Raw genomic sequence first — 20947 nt, forward strand, 5'->3', positions numbered from 1 at the left:
TCTCTTCTTTAATCAAAAAATCACTCCTTTATACGCTTCTACTACAAGATACGCAAAGGAGTGATTTTTTTATTTTTTTAGATAAGCTGGAACTTGAGTCAAACTATCAAGAATTTCCAGTGTTTTTTCTTTGATTTCATCAGTTGGTGCCAATAAGTCTGGAACCATAATCACAGGAATCCCCGCTGCATCTGCTGCTGTCACGCCATGAAACGAATCCTCAAAGATTAAGGTGCTATCAGCCTTTGTGCCGAGATTAGCTAATGCTTTTTGGAATATCTCAGGATCTGGTTTTGCTCGGGTCACATCTTCTGCCGAAACAATTCCAGAAAAACGTTCCTTGATTCCAGCACCTTCTAATAATAACTCGATTGCTGGACGAACATTGCTTGAAGCAACGATTCTTGGAATCTCTTGTTGATCAAGAAAATCGAGTAACGCTAAGACACCCTCTTTTAATGGAACTTCGCCTGACTTAAATACTTGATAGGTCTCGTCATAGGAACGGTTTATAAACTCATTCACTTTTTCCTTACCGAAATCTTTATAGATTCGATGATAGTTTTCTTGGACTTCTTCATCAGACACACCTAAAAACTCTAAATACAACTCTTTACTATAAGGAAAACTCATTGCATCTGCTATTTTTTGCGTTGATTGATAGTAAATCAACTCAGTGTCAAACAATAAACCATCCATATCAAAAATCACACCGTCAATTTTTTTCATCTTTTCCTCCTGATAATCATTAATGAGCAACATTAGATATTTAGTAATAATTCACGTACTTGTGAAACAAAATAAAGCGAACCTGTGACTAACATTAAATCCTCAGAAGACATTTTTTCTAAAATTTCTCCTAAGCCAAATTGCCATAATGAAACAATTTCAGTCTTCTCATCTTCATAATGGGCCATTTTTGTTAATTCGACCGCTCTAGGATAGTCAAAGGTGGTCAAGTATAAATGGACATTCGGTACCTTCCGCAAAATAGCAATCATTTGATCGATATTTTTTGATGATAGAGCGGAAAATAGAATGTGGATCTCTCGATTTGGAAATTCCTTTTTTAAATTCTCAGCAAGGCGGCGCATCGCATGATCATTGTGAGCACCATCCAAGATGATCAATGGTTCATTACTGATCTTCTCCATCCGTGCTGGCCACTGTGCTTGAGCTAGTCCGTGATACACATCTCTATCGGTAAAATTGATTTGCCGCATTTGACAATAGAGGTAAAATAGTTGAATCGCAACTGCGGCATTTTCTACTTGATGGCGACCTAACAATGGGACTTTGACCTTGGGTAATTTGCCCACTTCTCCATAAAAATCAAAGATTTCACCCCAATTTTTATCTGGATGTAGATAGTTGGCTTTGTAGTCTTGTTCATAACGATAGATTGTACTATTTTTTTCAGCAGCGACTTCACTGATCACGACGAATGCTGTTTCTTCAATATTCCCTGTAACAACAGGAATCTTCTCTTTAATGATCCCAGCTTTTTGAAAGGCAATTGCTTCGATTGTTTCACCTAGAATTTCGGTGTGGTCTTTGCCGATGGTCGTAATCGCTGTTAACATTGGTTTGACCACATTGGTGCTATCTAACAACCCACCAAGGCCAACTTCGATGATGGCAATATCCACTTGTTCATCAAGAAAGTAATCCAAAGCCATTACTGTCAATGTTTCAAATTCTGTTATCCCTGCACTTTCAGGTTGCTGATCCATCTCTTTGATCAATGCTTGATATTTTTCTACATACAGGATAATCTGATCATCTGATATCCCTCGTCCATTAATCGCGATTCGTTCATTGAACTGTTCGATATAAGGAGATGTAAACGTACCTACCTTCAAGCCTAGCTCTTCTAGCATGCAACGTAAATAAGTGACCGTAGAACCTTTACCATTTGTCCCTGCAATATGGATCGTTGGCACTTTTATTTCAGGATTATCGATTCTTTTTAATAATTCTTCTACTCGATCAAGCCCTGGTCTAGAGCCAAACAACAATCTACTATGAATCCAATCGATTGCTTCTTCTATCGTTAATGACATCTTATCAACTCCTCATTCTCTATTATAGCGAAAGCTTGCGTGCTTTTCACTAATTACAATCTTTAATTCCATAAATAATTCATCTACTAAAAAAAGTCATTCTCTAAAAAAGAGTAAAAAATTCTCACAATCCTTTTAAATGACAATGGTTGTGATAAAATAAACAAGACTATATGTATGAAGCACGCAGTGTTTCTTTTACATACACCTTGAATCCATGATAGACTATAAACTTAGAGAAATATTGGATTTATTATTCATTAGTTCTGAATCATATTATTGTTGCAGGTAGTTCGTTTGATTTCGCAAGATTGATTGGACCTTTATCCTAAAACAGTTACAAATTATTAGAATAGAGGAGCAGTTTAAATTATGTCAAAAGTAAAAAAATATGCATTGATTGGTGGAAGTTTTTTGCTGCCGTTTTTATTATTGATCGTACTCTGGTCGATTTTGGGCTTAGCGCCTTTTGGGAATAACAATCTCTTAGTTAGTGATCTAGGTTCACAGTATATGCCTTTTTTAAGTGCCTTTAAACAATTTTTCCAAGGAGAAACGCATTCTCTGTATTCATTTTCTGACGCACTTGGCGGAACGATTTTGCCTTTAAGTGCGTATTATTTGCTAAGTCCCTTTAATCTTATCGTTTTGTTGTTTTCATATGAACAACTACCGATTGCTATATTATTGATCATTACACTCAAGATTTCACTTATGGGGACCTCTATGTTTTATTACCTTCAAAAAACGTATCAACATGCTACAGTTGCCACTTTACTTTTTTCGACTTCCTATAGTTTATGTGGCTTTGTGACTGTTTATTGTTTGAATTTCATGTGGTTAGACGCATTGATCTTATTGCCTTTACTGGTACTGGGTATCCAACGTTTATGGGATCATAAAAAATATGCGCTATATGCAGCGATCTTGTTTCTATCGATTGTGACAAACTACTATATGGGCTATATGCTCTGTATTTTTGCAGTTTGTTATAGTCTGTATTGGTATTATCAAAAAATAGATGACGCTAAAAAAAAGTCTCTTTGGCAATTTATTAAAAAGGGTCGATTATTTTTTGTCACTTCTCTTCTTACAGGAATTAGTACTAGTTTTATTCTGATTCCAGCTGTTGAAGGCATGTTGGCAACAAAGAAAACAAGCTTTGATTGGCATACGTTTTTACCCACACCAAATTTCGGGTTAAATTTTCTTTCTCAGTTTGGTTTAGGGAATGTTAATTTTGAGTGGCGTTTGGAACATTTGCCAACTATTTTTTCTGGGATTCTGATGGTTCTATTGTTCATTGCGTACTTCCAATTATCAAGTATTACTAAAAAGGAAAAACTCGGAGCTGGCTTTTTAATCGGATTTATCTTTTTAAGTTTTTGGTTGGAATTAGTTAATACTATCTGGCATATGTTTCAAAGTCCTGCAGGCTTTCCTTATCGAAATACGTTTATCTTTAGTTTTTTGATAATCAAGTTTGCTTATGAAGCCTTTCTTAAATTAGAGCTTGGGGCAAAAATACCGATTGCTGTTCCGCTTATTTTTTCTGGAATACTGACGATTGGGTTTATTGCTCTAAAATTTTCAAAGGAAAAAATTTATCTGCTATCCGATCATTATTTTATTCTCTCACTATTAGGTATTTGGTTGATTTTCACTTTAATTTTCTTCCTTCAGAACCAAAATGGCGCTAAAAAAAATGGGCTCTATTTTCTACTATTTTTTGTCGTTTGTTCTGAATTAGTGTTTAATTTTTGGATCAGTGTTAAAGATATTCCTTTTGGTAACCAAGAAAAATTTGCCGAGACTTATCAAATTCAAGATAAACTTATTTCAGATTTGCATAATGAAAATAACCATTTATTCCGTATAAAACAAACGATCGATTCAGATGAGGCCGGTTATAATGAAAAAAATAATGGGTATAATAATCCAATTTTATATGGATATGCTGGTGTTTCAAGCTACACTTCTACGCTGGATGCCAAAACACAAGATACATTGCATGCTTTAGGTCTTTATCAAAAAAATGATCGTAGAATCGCATATGTAGATGAATCGAAAGTGATCAATTTTCTTTTAAATGTTCATTATCAACTAACACCAGAAAATAAATTTCCTCAAAAAAACAGGTCAAGTGAACCGTCAACAAATATCTATGAAAATGCTGAAGCGATCGGGATGGGGTACTTAGTCCCACAAGATTTTGCTACTCTAAAACTAGCAAAAAATCAGCCCTTGAAAAATCAAGAAATGATTTTACAACAGATACAGAAAAAACAACAACACTACTTTGAAGAAACACAAAGAATTGTTTGGAGTGAAGAACCAGATAATTGTTATACTCTTACTACTAAAACAACAGCCGACGGCGAACTTTATCTCTATGCACCAGAAATCAATTGGAAAAAAATCACCTCATTTAAAGTAAACGGGCAAAAAATCCAGCCGGCTGTTTATATTGTAACCAACCAATTGTTTAATTTGGGCTACTTTGAAAATGATGCCACCGTTCAAATTCAGATCGAGTCTGAAGCTGAACTTGAAGAAAAAACAATCGACTTAAAAACATTACAGCAAGAAGCGTTTGATTCTTTCATTGATAAGCAAAAGTCCCGAGCCATTCAACTTAATGAGGAAGTTTCTGGAAAATTGACTGGTGAAATTACGGTTGATGCTTCAGAAAATTCATTACTTTATCTCGCTATTCCTTATGATAAAAACTGGCAAATCACAGTGGATGGAAAAAAAGTCAAAGCTATCGCTGTATTAGATAATTTTATAGGCATCAACTTAACTTCTGGAAAGCATCAAATCAGGATGGTTTATCAGCAGAAAAATTTTCTTATAGGCGTTTTGATTAGCATTTCTGTTCTTTTGGGCGTATTATTTTATCAACTACTAAAACATTTTGTGTTACGAAAAGCAACGTAACAGCGAAAGGAAACTGCAGTCATGGGGAAAAAAATTCTGAAACGAATTATTTATGTCCTGCCTATTCTAGGTGTCCTTTGTTTTACTACTTTAGTGATTTATGGCTATTCTAAAGGTGTTTTTCATTCAGTTCAGTCTTTACAAGATTTTATCAAGCAGTTTGGTGAGTATGCTGTATTCATCTTTATCTTTTTACAAATACTCCAAGTTATTGTGCCGATTCTTCCTGGAGGAATTTCGACGGTTGTCGGTATGCTGATATTTGGTAATATCCCTGGACTACTTTATAGTTATGCTGGCTTGATTATAGGTGAGATCATTGTTTATTGGTTGGCACGCTACTATGGCAAGCCCTTTGCGCGATTGATTTTGACCAAAAAACGCTATTTAAAATTTGAGAAAATGTTGGATCGTCCTGAAAAAGGAATCAAGAAATTAATGATTGTCACGTTATTAGTCCCTTTTGCCCCTGACGATTTAGCTTGCTTAGTTGCAGGACTTGCAGACCTTCCTTTCAAGGAATATATGAAGATTTTGCTACTCTTTAAATTTTGGTCTGTTGCCAGTTATGGCTATGCCATCTTGTTCTTGTTTAACCATTTTTTGATCTATTAGAAATTCACATACGAAAAAACAGCAAGCAGATCTCCTAGCTTGCTGTTTTTTCGTATTACTTATATTCCCCCTCACCCCTTAAAAATTTCAAAAAGAATAATTTAAATTACTTTAAATATGTTATAATTAACATCGTATGTTTAATTAAGGAGGTGAAAAGATGAAAAAAGATTGGAGAGTTATTGGTATAGTTTTTTTATTACTCGTCTTTATGAGTGCTTGTACAGCAAAAAGTCAAACAGCCACGTACAAACTTAGGCAAGATGATGAAAATGTAACGATTCAAAATAGTTACAAAAATGATACGCTACTAAAACAAACGATTACCACCATTATTCAATACGAAACAATGGGGGTAAAAACGAAAAAAAAGGCAGAAAGCTTATTAAAGCCTAGTAAAGAATTATATGTTGATAAAAAAGGACTGAACTATTCAATTATCTTTAAAGAAAAAGAAGCAGTAGAAACGATTGAAGTAGATTTAAAATTACTTTCTAAAGATGATGCCAAAATGTTGCCATTGATCTCTTTACCTGACGGGGATTTTGATTCAGCAAGTGAAAAAGCAAATGCAAAAAAATTAACAAATTTAGGATTTGAGAAAGAAGATTAAGTTACCTAAGGAGGAAATATGAAAAATAACTATCTGATTCAAGGTCTTATACTTGTTGGATTGATTGGGAGCATCGGGTATTCCTCTTCCTCTGTTTTAGCAGAAGCACAAGATAAAACTGTGGAAGAAACGAATTCTAACGAATCAACCGCCTCGGAACAAACGGAAGACACAAACGAAATGGTTCCGACAACAATAGAAATTTTAAGTGAAAAAACAACACTAGAAGTCAATGAGAGCCTTACCTTAACTGCTAAAATCACCTCAGAAAGTAATATCAAAACCGCTATATGGACAACGAGTGATGAAACGATTGCGACTGTTTCTTCTACTGGAATCGTTATAGGGAAAAAAGTAGGAACTGTCTCCATTACAGCAAGCACTTCTAATAAAAAAAGTGTTTCAATGCTTTTGACCATCACTGAGAAAAAAGGGGCCGTTACAGGAACTTATGGAACGGTTCCTTGGACTTGGAACTCGGAAACACAGACGCTTACTTTTGGAGAGGGCAATTTTCCTAGTTCAGATTGGCTAAATGGTATCTTACCCAAAATAGAAAAACTTAATCGCCTAGAAGGAAAAAAAATCAAAAATATAATTTTCACGAAGCCTGTTATAGCCAATAGAAACTCTGATTATCTATTCTATGAGTTAGGAGAATTGGAGTCAATTGATGGATTAGAGCAATTAAACACAAGTAATGTTTTAGGAATGTCTTATATGTTTGGTGCAGGTTTCGGACCTGGAAATAAACTAAGCACAATAAATGTGAGTAACTGGGATACCAGTAAGGTTACGAATATGTCTTATATGTTTGCTTCTGCTGGCAACCTGACAACTCTCGACGTGAGTAACTGGGATACCAGTAACGTGACAAGTATGTTTGCTATGTTTAGAGAGGCAAGTAGTTTAACAACGTTAGATGTCAGTAAGTGGAATACCAGTAAAGTCGCACACATGGCTGATATGTTTCGTGGTGCAAGTAGCTTAATCGCACTTGAGACAGGCAACTGGGATACAAGTAATATAACAGATATGTCTTATATGTTTGCTAATACCAAGAATTTGACAACTCTTGATGTCAGTGAGTGGGATACCAGTAATGTGACAAAAATGTTCAAAACGTTTAATTTTGCTAGTAGTTTGACTGTTCTTGATGTCAGCTCGTGGAATACCAGTAAAGTAACTGACATGACAAACCTATTTTATTGTACAAGCAGTTTGTCCACTCTTGATGTGAGCAAGTGGGATACCAGTAATGTCACGACTATGCCTTACCTATTTGGCTGGACAAATAGTCTGACCGCTCTCGATGTGAGCAAGTGGGACACGAGTCGTGTCACAAATATGCAAGCAATGTTTCTTCACACAGAAGGTCTAACAACACTTGATGTCAGTAAGTGGAATACCAGTAATGTTAAAGATATGTCTTATATGTTCAGAGGGGCAAAAAATTTAGTAATTCTCGATGTGAGCACTTGGGACACAAGTAGTGTCTACGATACCTCTTTTATGTTTTATAATGTAAAAAATTTACCAACGCTTGATGTCAGCAGTTGGAATACAAGCAATATTGTTTATATGCAGAATATGTTTAACTTTGCATCAAGTCTAACAACATTAAATACGAACTCTTGGGATACAAGTAAAGTGAAATACATGGACCAAATGTTTGATCAAACAACCAACTTGACAACAGTTGATGTAAGTAATTGGAACACAACTAATGTACAAAATATGACTAAGATGTTTTACAATACGCGAAATCTAACCGCAATTGACATAAGTAAATGGGATACCCGTAATGTGACAAAAATGGAGCAACTATTTGCTTATACAAATTCATTAAATACCTTAATTTTAGGTGCAAATACAGGAAATATTCTAAAAACAGCTAGCTTTCCAGAGAAAAAAGATACTACCTATACTGGAAAGTGGAGGTTAGTTTCTCCAGATACACAAAATAGTTATTCCAGTAGTGCAGACTTAATGGCAAACTATGATGGAACAAAACCTGGGAAATATGTTCGAGAAAAAGTTGGAGACAGTCTAAAAGTAACTGGGATCGAGTTAACCCCTCCTTCTATAGAATTAAGTGTTTCTGAAGAAATAACCTTGCAAACAAAGATTACACCTGAGACTTCAAAGAATAAAAACGTCACATACACCACGTCAGATAACTCTGTAGCAACTGTCTCAGCAACTGGTGTAGTGAAAGGGCTAAAAAAAGGAACATCTGTGATTACTGCAACAACAGAAGATGGCGGTTTTAAAGCAAGTAGTACTATTACTGTTACAGAGCAGAGTTCTTTCTTACTCGATACCTTCTACTTAGGAATTGACGACTATGTAATTGGGAGTATAGATACTAGTTCTTCAGCAAAAAAAGTCCAATTAGTCATCAATGATGAACTGATTACTACCTCAACAATTTTTAGAGATGGCAGTTTTGAATTAGACACAGATGGACTGATCAAAAATGTAACGGATAAAGTCGAAGTAATCGCATTAGACCGGAAAAATAAGGAATTAGAGCGAGCAACTGTGGCTATCGAAGAAAAAGCTTATTCTTTGACTGTGAATCCTTACACCTTATATGAAGATACAACAATCACAGGTGGAACTGATTATTTTCATACGCATGTCGCTTTGGTGATCAACGGCGAAGAAATCGAACGTAAGTTACTATCTTCAACCAGACAATTTACTTTTGATGTTGAAGGTTTGATTGACTACACAGATGACGAAGTAGAAATCGTTGGTTATCGTTATGAAGATGAAATCACTCGAAATGACGTAGGGATTCAAGAACCTACGGTAGAGATGACACTAAGCCCATACAAAATAGATGATACTTTTGTAACGGGTAAAGTAACAGGCAAGTCCGCTACAACTGTTCGTCTCTATGTAAATAGAAGACGGCAACAAACAGTGAAAATAGCCGAAGATGGCACATTTAGCTTATTAGGTGTTGCTATTACCTCACCTACAGATAAAGTTGAGCTAGCTGTATTGAATGATGCTGGTATTGAGATTCAACGATTTACTGTTAAGGTGACGAGCTAGTAATTGAGTGTAAAGAAAAGTGGATCGTTAATCAGATTTTTTTCTGACTAACGATCCACTTCTTTATAATTAATTCACTGTACGCAGTTGCGCAATTCGTTCCTTCACAACCACTTGTTTTTCTAGATAATCTTTTTCTTTTGCTTTCTCAGCTTCTACAACATCATCTGGTGCGTTAGAAACAAAGCGTTCATTAGCTAATTTCCCTTGTACGCGTTTGACTTCTTGCGTCCATTTGTCTAATTCTTTCTCTAAACGGGCAATTTCTTCTTCTACGTTGATCAAACCTGCTAATGGTAAATATAACTCTGCTCCAGTTAGAACCGCTGACATTGCTAGTTCTGGTGCAATGATATCACTTGCAATCGTCAACTCTTCTGGATTACAGAAACGCTCGATATAATTGGTATTGTCGATCAAGAATTTATCCACTGCCTCATCACTTGTTTTGATCAATAATGTGATTGGTTTAGAAAGTGGGGTATTCACTTCCGCACGAATATTACGTACTGCGCGAATCACTTCTTTTAAGACTTCCATTCCACGAGCGGCTGTTTCATCTGAAAATTCTTCGTGCACGACAGGATACTCAACAACAACTAGCGATACACCTTGATGTGGAATGTTTTCCCAAATTTCTTCCGTCACAAATGGCATGATTGGGTGTAGTAAACGTAAAATTTGGTCTAATGTATAGACTAAAATGCTACGTGTTGTTTGTTTTGCCCCTTCATTTTCACCGTACAGAATTTCTTTACTCATTTCAATATACCAGTCACAGAAATCATCCCAGATAAAGTTATATAACTGACGACCCGCTTCACCAAATTCAAAACGATCGAACAAGTCCGTTACACGAGCAACCGTTTCATTTAGACGTGTTAAAATCCAGCGATCTGCTACGGTTTTTTCACCACTGAAGTCGATCTCATCATAAGACATTCCTTCAACATTCATGATCACAAAACGGCTGGCATTCCAGATTTTATTGATAAAGTTCCAAGAGGCATCCATTTTTTCATAACTGAAACGCATATCTTGACCAGGTGTTGAACCATTGGACATAAACCAGCGCAACGCATCTGCCCCGTATTTATCGATGACTTCCATCGGATCGATTCCGTTTCCTAGCGATTTACTCATTTTGCGTCCATCTTCTGCTCGGATCAAGCCATGCATCAAGACATTTTTAAATGGTGCTTGTCCTGTAAATTCTAAACTTTGGAACATCATGCGGCTAACCCAGAAGAAAATGATATCGTAGCCTGTTACTAATGTGCTAGTTGGGAAATAACGCTGATAATCAGCTGCTTCTTCATCAGGCCAACCCATTGTTGAAAATGGCCATAAAGCTGAACTAAACCATGTATCTAATACATCTGAATCTTGAGTCCAATTTTCCGGATCGGCTGGCGCTTCCATGCCAACGTACATTTCACCTGTTTCTTTATGATACCAGGCAGGAATTTGATGACCCCACCATAATTGACGTGAGATCACCCAGTCGTGGACATTTTCCATCCAACGCAAGAATGTTTGATTAAAGCGTGGTGGATAAAATTCTACCGCATCCTCTGTGTCTTGATTTTTGATTGCTTTTTCAGCAAGTGGTGCCATTTTAACAAACCATTGTGTGGATAAACGAGGTTCAACGACAACGCCGGTACGTTCTGAATGACCGACACTGTGATTCATTGTTTCGATTTTAATGAGGCGACCCATTTCCTTTAGATCAGACACGATCAATTTACGTGCAGCGAAACGATCCATTCCTGCATATTTACCTGCTAAATCATTCATAGAACCATCTTCATTCATCACATTTACACGAGGTAAATCATGACGATTGCCCACTTCAAAGTCATTTGGATCATGGGCTGGCGTGATTTTTACGACACCTGTTCCAAATTCCATATCTACATACTCATCCGCAATAATCGGGATTTCTTTGTCTACTAATGGCAATGTGACTGTTTTTCCGATCAAGGCTTGATAACGCTCATCATCTGGATGAATAGCAATCGCTGTATCGCCTAACATTGTTTCAGGACGTGTTGTTGCGATTTCCACAACGCCTGTTCCGTCAGTCAGTGGATAACTCATATGATAAAAGGCCCCTTCGATATCTTTGTGGATAACTTCGATATCAGATAAGGCTGTTTTGGCTTTTGGGTCCCAGTTGATGATGTATTCCCCACGGTAAATCAGGTCTTTTTCGTATAAAGAAACGAAGACTTTACGAACAGCTTGAGATAATCCGTCATCTAAAGTAAAACGTTCACGGCTATAATCTAGTGATAAGCCCATTTTTGCCCATTGTTCACGGATATGAGAAGCATATTCTTCTTTCCAATCCCAAACTTGCTCAACAAATTTTTCACGGCCTAAATCGTAACGAGAAATATCTTGTTCAGCTAATTTTTCTTCAACTTTTGCTTGGGTTGCGATACCTGCGTGATCCATTCCTGGCAACCATAAAGTATCAAAGCCTTGCATTCTTTTTTGGCGGATGATCATATCTTGTAAGGTTGTATCCCAAGCATGACCTAAATGAAGTTTTCCCGTAACATTTGGCGGCGGAATCACGATCGAATAGGGTTTTGCATCTTTGTTGCCATTTGGTTTGAATAGATCTTGATCTAGCCATTTTTGATAACGGCCCTGTTCTACTGCTGTGGGTTGGTATTTAGTTGGCAGATTTTTTTCTTCTGTCATGTAGATTCCTTCTTTCAGTTTTAATTTAAATGAATGGTGAAACGACAAACTAAGGTGACAACGTTTCTTATTAGTCGCCTTGTACTGTTCAACATCAGATTGCTTCACAATCTGTGATGAACATGTAAAAAGCCCTAAAATACTTTCGTATTTTAGGGCGTAAACTTCTGTACGCGGTACCACCTAAATTGTGTCTGACGATCCAGACACCGCTTCATTCGTGAGGTAACGATCACTACTCGAATCATTCTACTCCATTCAAATCATTGACTCCCAAGCTACCTTCTTACTGGTTATGTGAAAATCTTCCACCAAGTGATTTTCTCTCTATAACGATGCCAGTCGTACTCCTCTTGATCATGGTCTTTGGTTTATTTTAACATTGAATAGGAATATAAGTCAATTTGAAAAAAATCAACGAGCTGCTTTGGCTTGTTCTAACGCTTTATCATAATCTGGCTCTTCCGAAATTTCAGTGGAAATTGCTTCATAAGTGATTTTGCCCTCTTTATCGATCACAAAAATACCTCGAGCTAAACGTCCCATTGCCGGAATAAATAAACCATAGGCATTCCCAAAGGTTCCATCTGTATCGTGTAAAATTTCCATATCTACACCTTCAGCTGCACACCAATTCGCTTGTTCGTCTTTTGTATTATTTGATATCGTGATAAATTTAACGCCAGCAACAGTCGCTGCTTCTTGATTGAAACGTTTCGTTTGTAATGAACAGATTCTAGTATCAATATCTGGTACAACGCTGATCAAAACTGGCGTACCAGTGAAATCTGACAAGTTTACAATTTCATCGTTTAAATTTTTTAGTGAAAACGCTGGGGCCTTAGTCCCTACCTCAGGTTGAACACCAATGATTTCTACTACTTCGCCTTTTTTTGTTACGTTCATTATTTTTTCCTCCTCTAATTTAAAAACTGAATACGTCACTTATCATCGAAGAAACATAGGAAAATTCGGCTGTGACATTCTTTGTCACATTCATATTTTATCTTTTTTCCGAGATACAGACTCATAAAGCTAGATATTTAAGTTTCAAGAGCTCAACAAATGACAATTACTGCTCTCTATTTAGTATAGAGGAAGGAGGGCCAGATGACAAAGTTCTTGCCTTCTAAGCTTTTTTACTAGAAAAAGTCTCATCAAAATAAATCAATGTCTGTAGTTCTGTTGTTAAATCAATGTATTGTACATTCACGTTATGTGGAACTGTCACACGGTCAGGTGCAAAATTTAAGATTGCTGTAATACCCGCATCAACAATTTTATCGATTGCTTCTTGTGCAAATTGACTTGGTACAGTTGATATCGCAACTGTTACACCTGTTCGTTTGATCTCATCTTCTAATTTTTCCATTGGCTGAATAACGATATCATCGACCGATAAGCCAATTAATTCTGCTTCTGTATCAAAGGCACAAACAATATTTAAATTTTCATTGCGCCTAAAATTATTTTTTATCAGCGCTTTCCCTAAATTACCACAACCAATCAAAGCAATCCGTTTCTCTTCTTGTGTATTTAAAATATGACTGAACACTTCAATCAAATAAGGGACATCATAACCATAACCACTTCGGCCTAGCTCCCCTAAATGCGAAAAATCACGACGGATCGTAGCAGATGGGACTTGAATCACATCACTGAATTCTTTAGATTTGATTCGAGTCACACCAGAATCACCTAGCATTTTTAGATAGCGTAGATACAACGGCAAACGTTTAGCAGTTGCTTTTGGTATTGTTTTTTCTTTATGTAATTCTTTCATTTCCCGACCTCCTTGTTACTCATTTCACATATATAGTTTAGCATGCTTCGTTACAAGGAGCAACTTGTTTGTGAAATAAATAGCAGATATTAGAAAAACCTAATAATGAAAAGAACAGACTCGATAGCGTTATCAAGTCTGTTTTTTCAACTTTTATAGTAAATCGGAAAATTCTTCATTTTTTTCACTCAACTCAGTTATTTCACTAACTTTTAAGCCAGCTATCGAACGAGCTATTAAACCTTCAATATCTAATCGCGCTTCATATGCTTGGGCCTTGTCTAGTTTTGGTCTTGTTTTGGGTTGAGGGGGAGCAAAAATTGTACAGCAATCTTCAAAAGGCTGGATTGCTAATTCAAAGGTATCAATTTTTTCTGCGATCTCAATGATCTCCCCTTTATCCATTGAAACGACAGGACGAATAATCGGTGTAGTAGTTACTTCATTGATTGCTACCATACTTTGCAATGTTTGAGATGCAACTTGACCTAGTGATTCACCGTTGATGATCACCAATCCTTTTCTTAATTCACGGATAGTATCCGTTAGACGCAACATCATCCGACGCGTCACCGTCATTAGATAGCCTTCAGGTACAACTCGCTTGATTTCTTCTTGAATCTCAGTAAAAGGAACTTCGATGAATTGAATACTACCAGCATACGGTGCAATTTTTGCTGCTAAATCCTTTGCCTTTTGCAATGCTTGTTCACTTGTATATGGCGGACTAGCAAAATGGACAGCCTCGACTTCGACCCCACGTTTCATCGACAAATAGCCGGCAACTGGTGAATCGATGCCTCCAGAAAGCATTAGCATACCACGCCCACTAGTCCCAACTGGTAAACCACCGGCACCACGAAGCGTCTCATATGAAAGATAGGCACCTTCTTTACGGATTTCGACACGAATATTTATATCTGGTTTTTTCATTTGCACAGCAATTTCAGGGAAGACTTCAAACACAGCCCCACCTAATTCTCGATTTAATTCATTTGAATCCAATTCAAAATCATGATCCGAACGCTTAGACGTGATTTTAAACGTTTGCCCTGGTTGATAGGCAGATTGGATGATACTTTGGACCATTTCACGAATTGCCGGCATTGTTTTTTCTACTCGGACACTAGGAGAGAAATTTTGAATACCAAACACTTTTTCTAATTTCGGCATGATTTGTACGCTGTCTTCACCATTTAATAATAGATGCATCCGATCTCGGTCAGCATGTATTTTAACAGCTGGAAAATCACTTAGTACTCTTTTGACATTTTGTGCTAATTGGGAAATAAATAATTTTCTATTTTTCCCTTTTGTTGAAAGTTCCCCGTAGCGAACCATGATTTCAGTATATTTCACAATTTTTCAATCCTTTTCTATGAAGCTTGATTTTTCAACCTATTCTTAGCAAGTCTTTCATCGCCACGTTTAACATTACCTGTTAGTCTTGCATCTATCTTATTGTTGCTCTTCGTCACAAGTCATTTGTAAATCTTCTCCTAGATGTTGAGCTTCTGTTCTTTTGACGATCATCACTTGTTTTCCATCAAAACATTCTATTTGCGACTAATTTATTTAATCCCATCATCTTCACCCACTAAATACTCATTGTTCATCCATTTAACACTAAAAATTTTTTATAGAGTTGATTAAAAATAATCATAAATTGTTCAGCCTCTGCGATTGTATTACTTTCGTCTAAGCTGACACGAACCGCAGATGTCGCTAAAGAGTCTGGTACTTTCATCGCATGTAGCGTACTACTCGTTAGTTTTTTACGGCTTGAACAAGCACTTGTCGTTGAAGTGTAAATTTGCTTTTCTTCCAGCGCATGGACTAAAACTTCCCCACGAATGCCTTTTAAAGCAAAACAGATAATATGAGGAGCAAAATCTGCTGTTTCTTTTGAAAAGACGGTCACATTCTTGTACTCTTTTAAGGCTTCAATCAAATAACGGCGAATAGTTGCCGTATGTTCTGGTTTGTCCATTTTTTTATCTACATATAATCGTAAGGCTTTCGCCATTGAAACAATCCCAGCAACATTTTCAGTGCTACTCCGTTGATTGCTCTCTTGACCACCACCATTTAATAAAGGGGCAAGTTTACGTCCATGTTTCCAATAAATAAAGCCTACACCTCGTGGACCATGAAATTTGTGTGCAGAAAATGTAGCAAAGTCAACACGCGGTGTCAACCACTGCTCTTGGCTTACTTTACCAATTGCCTGAACCGCATCTACATGAAAATGAATCGTTGGGTATTCAGTCAAACAGTCGCTGATTGCTTGAATCGGTTGGATCGACCCAATCTCATTGTTCACAGCCATGATCGAAACTAAAATCGTATCCTTACGAATTAATTTAGCTAATTCAGCCACCTTGACAAATCCACGCTCATCAACAGGTGCAACAGAAACCTCAAACCCATTTTCGGCTAGTTGGCTTGCCGTTTCAGAAACAGCCGGATGTTCAATATCTGAAATAATGATATGGCGGCCAAATGCTTTTTTTTCTATAGCTGTGCCTTTTAATACCCAGTTATCGCCTTCGGTTCCGCCACTCGTAAAATAAATCTCATTTGACTGAACTTGAATTAACTCAGCTATTTGCTTGCGTGCTTGTTCTAACAAACGATTTGCTTGATTGCCTAAGTCATGTAAGCTGGATGGATTACCAATAATACGTTGACTAACTTTTACAAAGGTATCTAAAGCTTGGGGATAAATCGGCGTTGTTGCACTATTATCAAAATATATCATTTTAAAAACCCTCTTCTTTTGAAATTCTTTCCTATTATATACTTTCTATTTTTGTAGTTCAACCTCACAATCCTTCAAATCAAAATAAAAAGGTGAGACACTTGTCTCACCTTAGATGATTAAATCGCATCAAGATTATTGAAGTAAAAATCTTCGATTCTTCTAAATGCACCTGGCTCCACTCTTTCAAGTGCAGTGCCGATCTCATCCAGAGCATCTTGATATCTGTATTCTTTTGAAAATAGTTCTAAGCTATTTTCCATCGCTACACGAATGGCTTCGTGTGTATGACGGTAACGATTAGCGTATTGCATCATTTGTTCTGTTAATGCAGCCGAATTAACTAAATCATTTGTTTTCTTATCTAATAGTTCTAAATCTTCATTACAAAGATCAGAAAGTTTTTTGATTTCTTCCATGTTAATACGAATTCTGTTTAAAGCTTTACTTAATTCTTCAATGCGGTCTGTCGCAACGAAAAAGAATTCTAAGTAATCAGCTGGTAATCCAGGTAAACGTTGCTTTTCAACATGACGTTTGATATTGCGTAAACGGAAATCATATTGATCAACTTTTTCTTGAGCAGCTTTTTCACCTTTACGTAATTCTTTTAATGAGTCATCGATTTCAAGTTGTTGATTTTCGATGTCATCTAATATTTTGTAGCAATCCTTGAAGAATGCTTGAACTTCTGAAAATGGAATTGTATGCTCTTTTAATTTTGGTTCAAAATCTTCATAGCGGCGAATCAATTCTTCGATTTCCGTTTGGAAGCCTCTTGAGCGACCTAACTCATTATGATTCAACGTATAACTTTGAGATGTATGATCTAATTCGATCATCAATTGACGATTATTTTTCAATGCATGGGCAATATAATCTCCAACTACCTTGTGATTCGTCATGACATATTTCTTAGCGTTGATCTCACGTTCCATGATTTCATACAATGCATCAATTGCATTCGCAGTGTCACGGTTTGCAACTTCTACAGCGTCGACTTCAGTCTTCTCCAAATCAACAGTTGAATTTTTCACACGTTTTTGAACACGTCTTAACTCATCTTCGAAATTCTTTTCAGGGAAAACATAATGATCTGCTAAGAGACGTTTGTATCCTTCTTCGATCTCTTTTAGTTGATCTGGGAAAGTCCGATTCAATTCATCATAAAGTGGTGGAATACGTTTCATCACATCATCTAATTCATAGGTGTGACGTTCAGCATTTTCCAACACCTCACGCGCTTCGATCGGATCGCCTGATGTATTCAATGTAACAAACTGTGTGAATTCGATCTCGATATTTTTGATTTGCTTTTGCAACTCAGGGTAAGCTGAACCAAATTCTGATTTTTCGTCGTGAAGTAATTTACTGATCTCTTCATAAACATCTAGCGCTTTTTGTACTTCAAGTGAATTACGTTCTTCACTTTCACGCAGCTCTTTCAAGCCATTACGAATGATTTCAACTTCTGACTCCATTTCAGTCATCGTCTCGTCAGCTTCAGCAACTGCTTTTTTTGCTTTCATAAAACGGAAGGTTTCATTTAAATTTTCAACTTCAAAAATCTGACTTTCTAACTCTGCAAAAGAGCGAGTATAAATCTCGGTCCAACGTTGATTCCATTCTCTAAACGTGTTCTGACTTTGTCCGACCATGTGCATTTTTTTTACATCGTCGACCTCTTCGATCACAGGCAAGTCGAACAGCGCTTCTTTCCTCTTTTCCAGATCATCGAGTTTCATTTGATTTTTCTTTCTCATAAAATAACCAACTAAATACAAAACAGCTGCGATGATTATTATAGCTAAAACTACGATAATGATCAGATTATTCTTCATCCATGGTTCCTCCGTTTATTAGTCCATATATGATATGCAACAGCGGATAAATAACAAAAACACGACTATCTGCTCTCACAATATTCTCTTATCTACTTAAATTTCTATAAAAACACCTACAGAAAATTATAGCACAAACCACTCAATCAAGCACTAACAATTTATAATTTTTTAAGAAATGTTTTGACTTTGTAATATTGCAACAAATCCGTACCGACTATTAGTCAGTTTAACCGATTCGCTCTGCTTTTTGCAACTTTTTGCACACATCGCTCAATGTATCTAGTTTTAAATCAGCCAATTGTTGATTCATACCAAAATGAGTATCTTTCAAAGCCCAGACTGCTAGACCAGCATCATGAGCTGAACGAATCCCTTTTTCAGAATCTTCGATTGCTACACAATTCTGAGGTTCAATGCCTAACTCTTGCGCTGTATATTCGTAAATTTCTGGTGCTGGTTTACTTTGTTTAAATTGTGTACCGCTGACGATCACATCAAAATAGCTAGTTAATTGACCGACCTTCAAGACTTCTTGTATCACAACCATGGCTGAGGAAGAAGCAAGACCAATTCGATAACCATTTCGTTTAAGAAACTTCAAAACACGTTTTACATCTGGATCGATCAAGTTACTATAATCAATCGGGTACTGGCTTTTGTATTCCTGATATTTCTCACTTAAAAAAGCTTCATCATAGATTGTATCATTAACAGCCAGAATCAGCTCCCATAGACTCCGCATATCTGCTCCGATAAATAGAGGGATTGGAATTTGCTCAATCGATAGATCATACTCTTTAAGAAACGCTTTTCTACGTTGATAATAGAACTCTTCACTATCGACCAACACGCCATCCATATCGAAAATTATGCCATTGTATTCTTGCATTATTTTGGTGCTCCTTTGTGTGACTATTCTTGTTCAGCTCTACTAGTCTAACAAAAGTTTGAAAAAAAATGAAGAAATTTGTTGAAAAACAATTGAAAAGATCGAATAATTGTCATTTTTACGGTTGCTTTTCCGTCTATATTTCGGTATTCTTTTACTATTATAATGAAAAATCTATTAAAATTAGGAGTGAAAAAAGTGAAAGTCATAAAATTTGGAGGCAGTTCTTTAGCATCTGCTACGCAATTAGAAAAAGTTTTACAAATCGTAAAAGAAGACGTTTCACGAAAGTTTGTCGTCGTTTCAGCTCCTGGTAAACGTTCTTCGGATGATATCAAAGTGACTGATTTACTTATTGCGTATTACAATGCTTATTTAAATAACGAGAACACCACCGAAATCATTAGTAAAATTGTTGGTCGCTACGAAGGGATTTTAGATGCGTTAGGCATTAACAAAACCGTTCTAACTGATATCCAACAAGCAATCGAACATTTAGCAACGTTATCTAAAGAAGACAATCCTCATCTTTTTGATGCTTTTTTAGCTAGTGGTGAAGATAACAATGCTAAGCTTGTTGCTTCTTTCTTCCAACAACGAGGTTTAAATGCCTGTTATAAGAATCCTCTAGACCTAGGAATCATTGTATCAGACGAGCCTGGCAATGCACGGATTTTGCCGTCTTCTTCAAGTAAAATCAATCAATTTAAAGAAACGGAAGAAATTTTAGTAATCCCCGGTTTTTTCGGTTTTACAGAAGCTGGCGATATCTGTACATTTTCTAGAGGTGGTTCGGATATTACTGGCTCGATCGTTGCCGCTGGTGTGCAGGCCGATATTTATGAAAACTTTACAGATGTCAATGGGATTTTTGTTGCTCATCCTGGGATCGTTCATGAACCGAAAACAATCAAAGAATTAACATATCGAGAAATGCGTGAATTAGCTTATGCTGGTTTTGCAGTGCTTCATGATGAGGCATTGATGCCTGCTTATCGTGCGAATATCCCTGTTGTCATCAAAAACACAAATAATCCGGACCATCCTGGTACTTTGATCACAACATCAAGAACCGTACAACATGATCCTGTGGTCGGGATTGCCAGTGACCAAGGATTTGCCAGCATTTATATCAGTAAGTATTTAATGAATAGAGAACTAGGTTTCGGTCGTCGTTTATTACAGATACTGGAAGAATTAGGTCTTAGTTATGAGCATATGCCTTCAGGAATCGATGATATTTCGATTATTTTGAGAGAACGGCAATTAACTATTGAGATCGAAGAAGAATTGATGAAACGTTTGGAAAACGAGCTTGAACCTGATGAATTGCGAATCACTCATGGCTTATCTATGTTAATGGTGGTAGGTGAAGGCATGCGCCAACGAATTGGTGTCATGGCAGATAGTACGGCTGCTTTAGCTTTCAACAAGATCAACTTGGAGATGATCAATCAAGGTTCTTCTGAGGTGAGTATCATGTTCGGTATTCGGGAAGATCAGGAGAAAAAAGCGATCGAAGCGTTATACCGCACATTCTTTGAAAAATAGTCAATGAGAAACGTCGAAAGAGACCACACCTAATCTAGGTTTGCTCTTTCGACTTTTTACATACTCTTAACATGATTTCACCCCAAAATACTGTTTACCTGTGCTTG

General features: G+C 36.7%; 14 protein-coding genes and 1 other annotated feature. Of the genes, 5 read left to right on the plus strand and 9 right to left on the minus strand.

What is annotated here, in order from left to right:
- Positions 1-69 precede the first annotated feature (69 nt).
- Both IGJ55_RS13185 and IGJ55_RS13190 read right to left on the minus strand, forming a co-directional pair.
- Complete coding sequence (locus IGJ55_RS13185) at positions 70-729, minus strand: HAD family hydrolase (RefSeq protein ID WP_069639048.1); 660 nt, start codon at positions 727-729, stop codon at positions 70-72.
- 32 nt (positions 730-761) lie between these two features.
- Positions 762-2063 carry a bifunctional folylpolyglutamate synthase/dihydrofolate synthase gene (locus tag IGJ55_RS13190; protein ID WP_430606620.1) on the minus strand — a complete coding sequence of 434 codons (1302 nt, stop codon included), beginning with the start codon at positions 2061-2063 and terminating at the stop codon, positions 762-764.
- Positions 2064-2435: 372 nt separating this feature from the next.
- On the opposite strand from IGJ55_RS13190, the gene IGJ55_RS13195 reads away from it, so the two are divergent.
- From IGJ55_RS13195 to IGJ55_RS13210, 4 genes are all read left to right on the plus strand, one after another.
- Entirely contained in the window at positions 2436-5003 is a 2568-nt protein-coding gene (locus tag IGJ55_RS13195) for a YfhO family protein (RefSeq protein ID WP_207121084.1), read from the plus strand.
- 21 nt (positions 5004-5024) lie between these two features.
- On the plus strand, positions 5025-5618 hold the full coding sequence (locus IGJ55_RS13200) for a TVP38/TMEM64 family protein (protein ID WP_069639045.1): 594 nt from the start codon (positions 5025-5027) through the stop codon (positions 5616-5618).
- 160 nt (positions 5619-5778) lie between these two features.
- Positions 5779-6231 (plus strand): DUF1307 domain-containing protein, encoded by a 453-nt coding sequence (locus IGJ55_RS13205; RefSeq protein WP_207121083.1) that lies wholly within the window; start codon positions 5779-5781, stop codon positions 6229-6231.
- A gap of 18 nt (positions 6232-6249) precedes the next feature.
- Complete coding sequence (locus IGJ55_RS13210) at positions 6250-9297, plus strand: BspA family leucine-rich repeat surface protein (RefSeq protein ID WP_207121082.1); 3048 nt, start codon at positions 6250-6252, stop codon at positions 9295-9297.
- 69 nt (positions 9298-9366) lie between these two features.
- On the opposite strand, the gene IGJ55_RS13215 is transcribed toward IGJ55_RS13210, so the two are convergent.
- The 7 genes from IGJ55_RS13215 to IGJ55_RS13245 all read right to left on the minus strand — a co-directional run bounded on the left by IGJ55_RS13215 (position 9367) and on the right by IGJ55_RS13245 (position 19289).
- Positions 9367-12012 (minus strand): valine--tRNA ligase, encoded by a 2646-nt coding sequence (locus IGJ55_RS13215; RefSeq protein WP_429948861.1) that lies wholly within the window; start codon positions 12010-12012, stop codon positions 9367-9369.
- A 150-nt stretch (positions 12013-12162) separates the two neighbouring features.
- Positions 12163-12382, minus strand: a binding site (T-box leader).
- A gap of 44 nt (positions 12383-12426) precedes the next feature.
- On the minus strand, positions 12427-12918 hold the full coding sequence (tpx, locus tag IGJ55_RS13220; protein WP_069639041.1) for a thiol peroxidase: 492 nt from the start codon (positions 12916-12918) through the stop codon (positions 12427-12429).
- Between the two features lie 223 nt (positions 12919-13141).
- Complete coding sequence (locus tag IGJ55_RS13225; protein ID WP_069639040.1) at positions 13142-13795, minus strand: redox-sensing transcriptional repressor Rex; 654 nt, start codon at positions 13793-13795, stop codon at positions 13142-13144.
- A 153-nt stretch (positions 13796-13948) separates the two neighbouring features.
- Entirely contained in the window at positions 13949-15154 is a 1206-nt protein-coding gene (thiI, locus tag IGJ55_RS13230) for a tRNA uracil 4-sulfurtransferase ThiI (protein ID WP_069639039.1), read from the minus strand.
- Between the two features lie 253 nt (positions 15155-15407).
- On the minus strand, positions 15408-16556 hold the full coding sequence (locus IGJ55_RS13235; protein WP_069639038.1) for a cysteine desulfurase family protein: 1149 nt from the start codon (positions 16554-16556) through the stop codon (positions 15408-15410).
- A 119-nt stretch (positions 16557-16675) separates the two neighbouring features.
- Complete coding sequence (ezrA, locus tag IGJ55_RS13240) at positions 16676-18397, minus strand: septation ring formation regulator EzrA (protein ID WP_207121079.1); 1722 nt, start codon at positions 18395-18397, stop codon at positions 16676-16678.
- Between the two features lie 229 nt (positions 18398-18626).
- Positions 18627-19289, minus strand: coding sequence for an HAD family hydrolase (locus IGJ55_RS13245; protein ID WP_430606621.1), 663 nt, complete (start codon positions 19287-19289; stop codon positions 18627-18629).
- 198 nt (positions 19290-19487) lie between these two features.
- On the opposite strand from IGJ55_RS13245, the gene IGJ55_RS13250 reads away from it, so the two are divergent.
- Positions 19488-20840 carry an aspartate kinase gene (locus tag IGJ55_RS13250; RefSeq protein WP_430606622.1) on the plus strand — a complete coding sequence of 451 codons (1353 nt, stop codon included), beginning with the start codon at positions 19488-19490 and terminating at the stop codon, positions 20838-20840.
- Positions 20841-20947 lie beyond the last annotated feature (107 nt).

Source organism: Enterococcus sp. AZ170, from assembly GCF_050545135.1.
GTDB classification, from domain to species: Bacteria; Bacillota; Bacilli; order Lactobacillales; family Enterococcaceae; genus Enterococcus_L; species Enterococcus_L ureilyticus.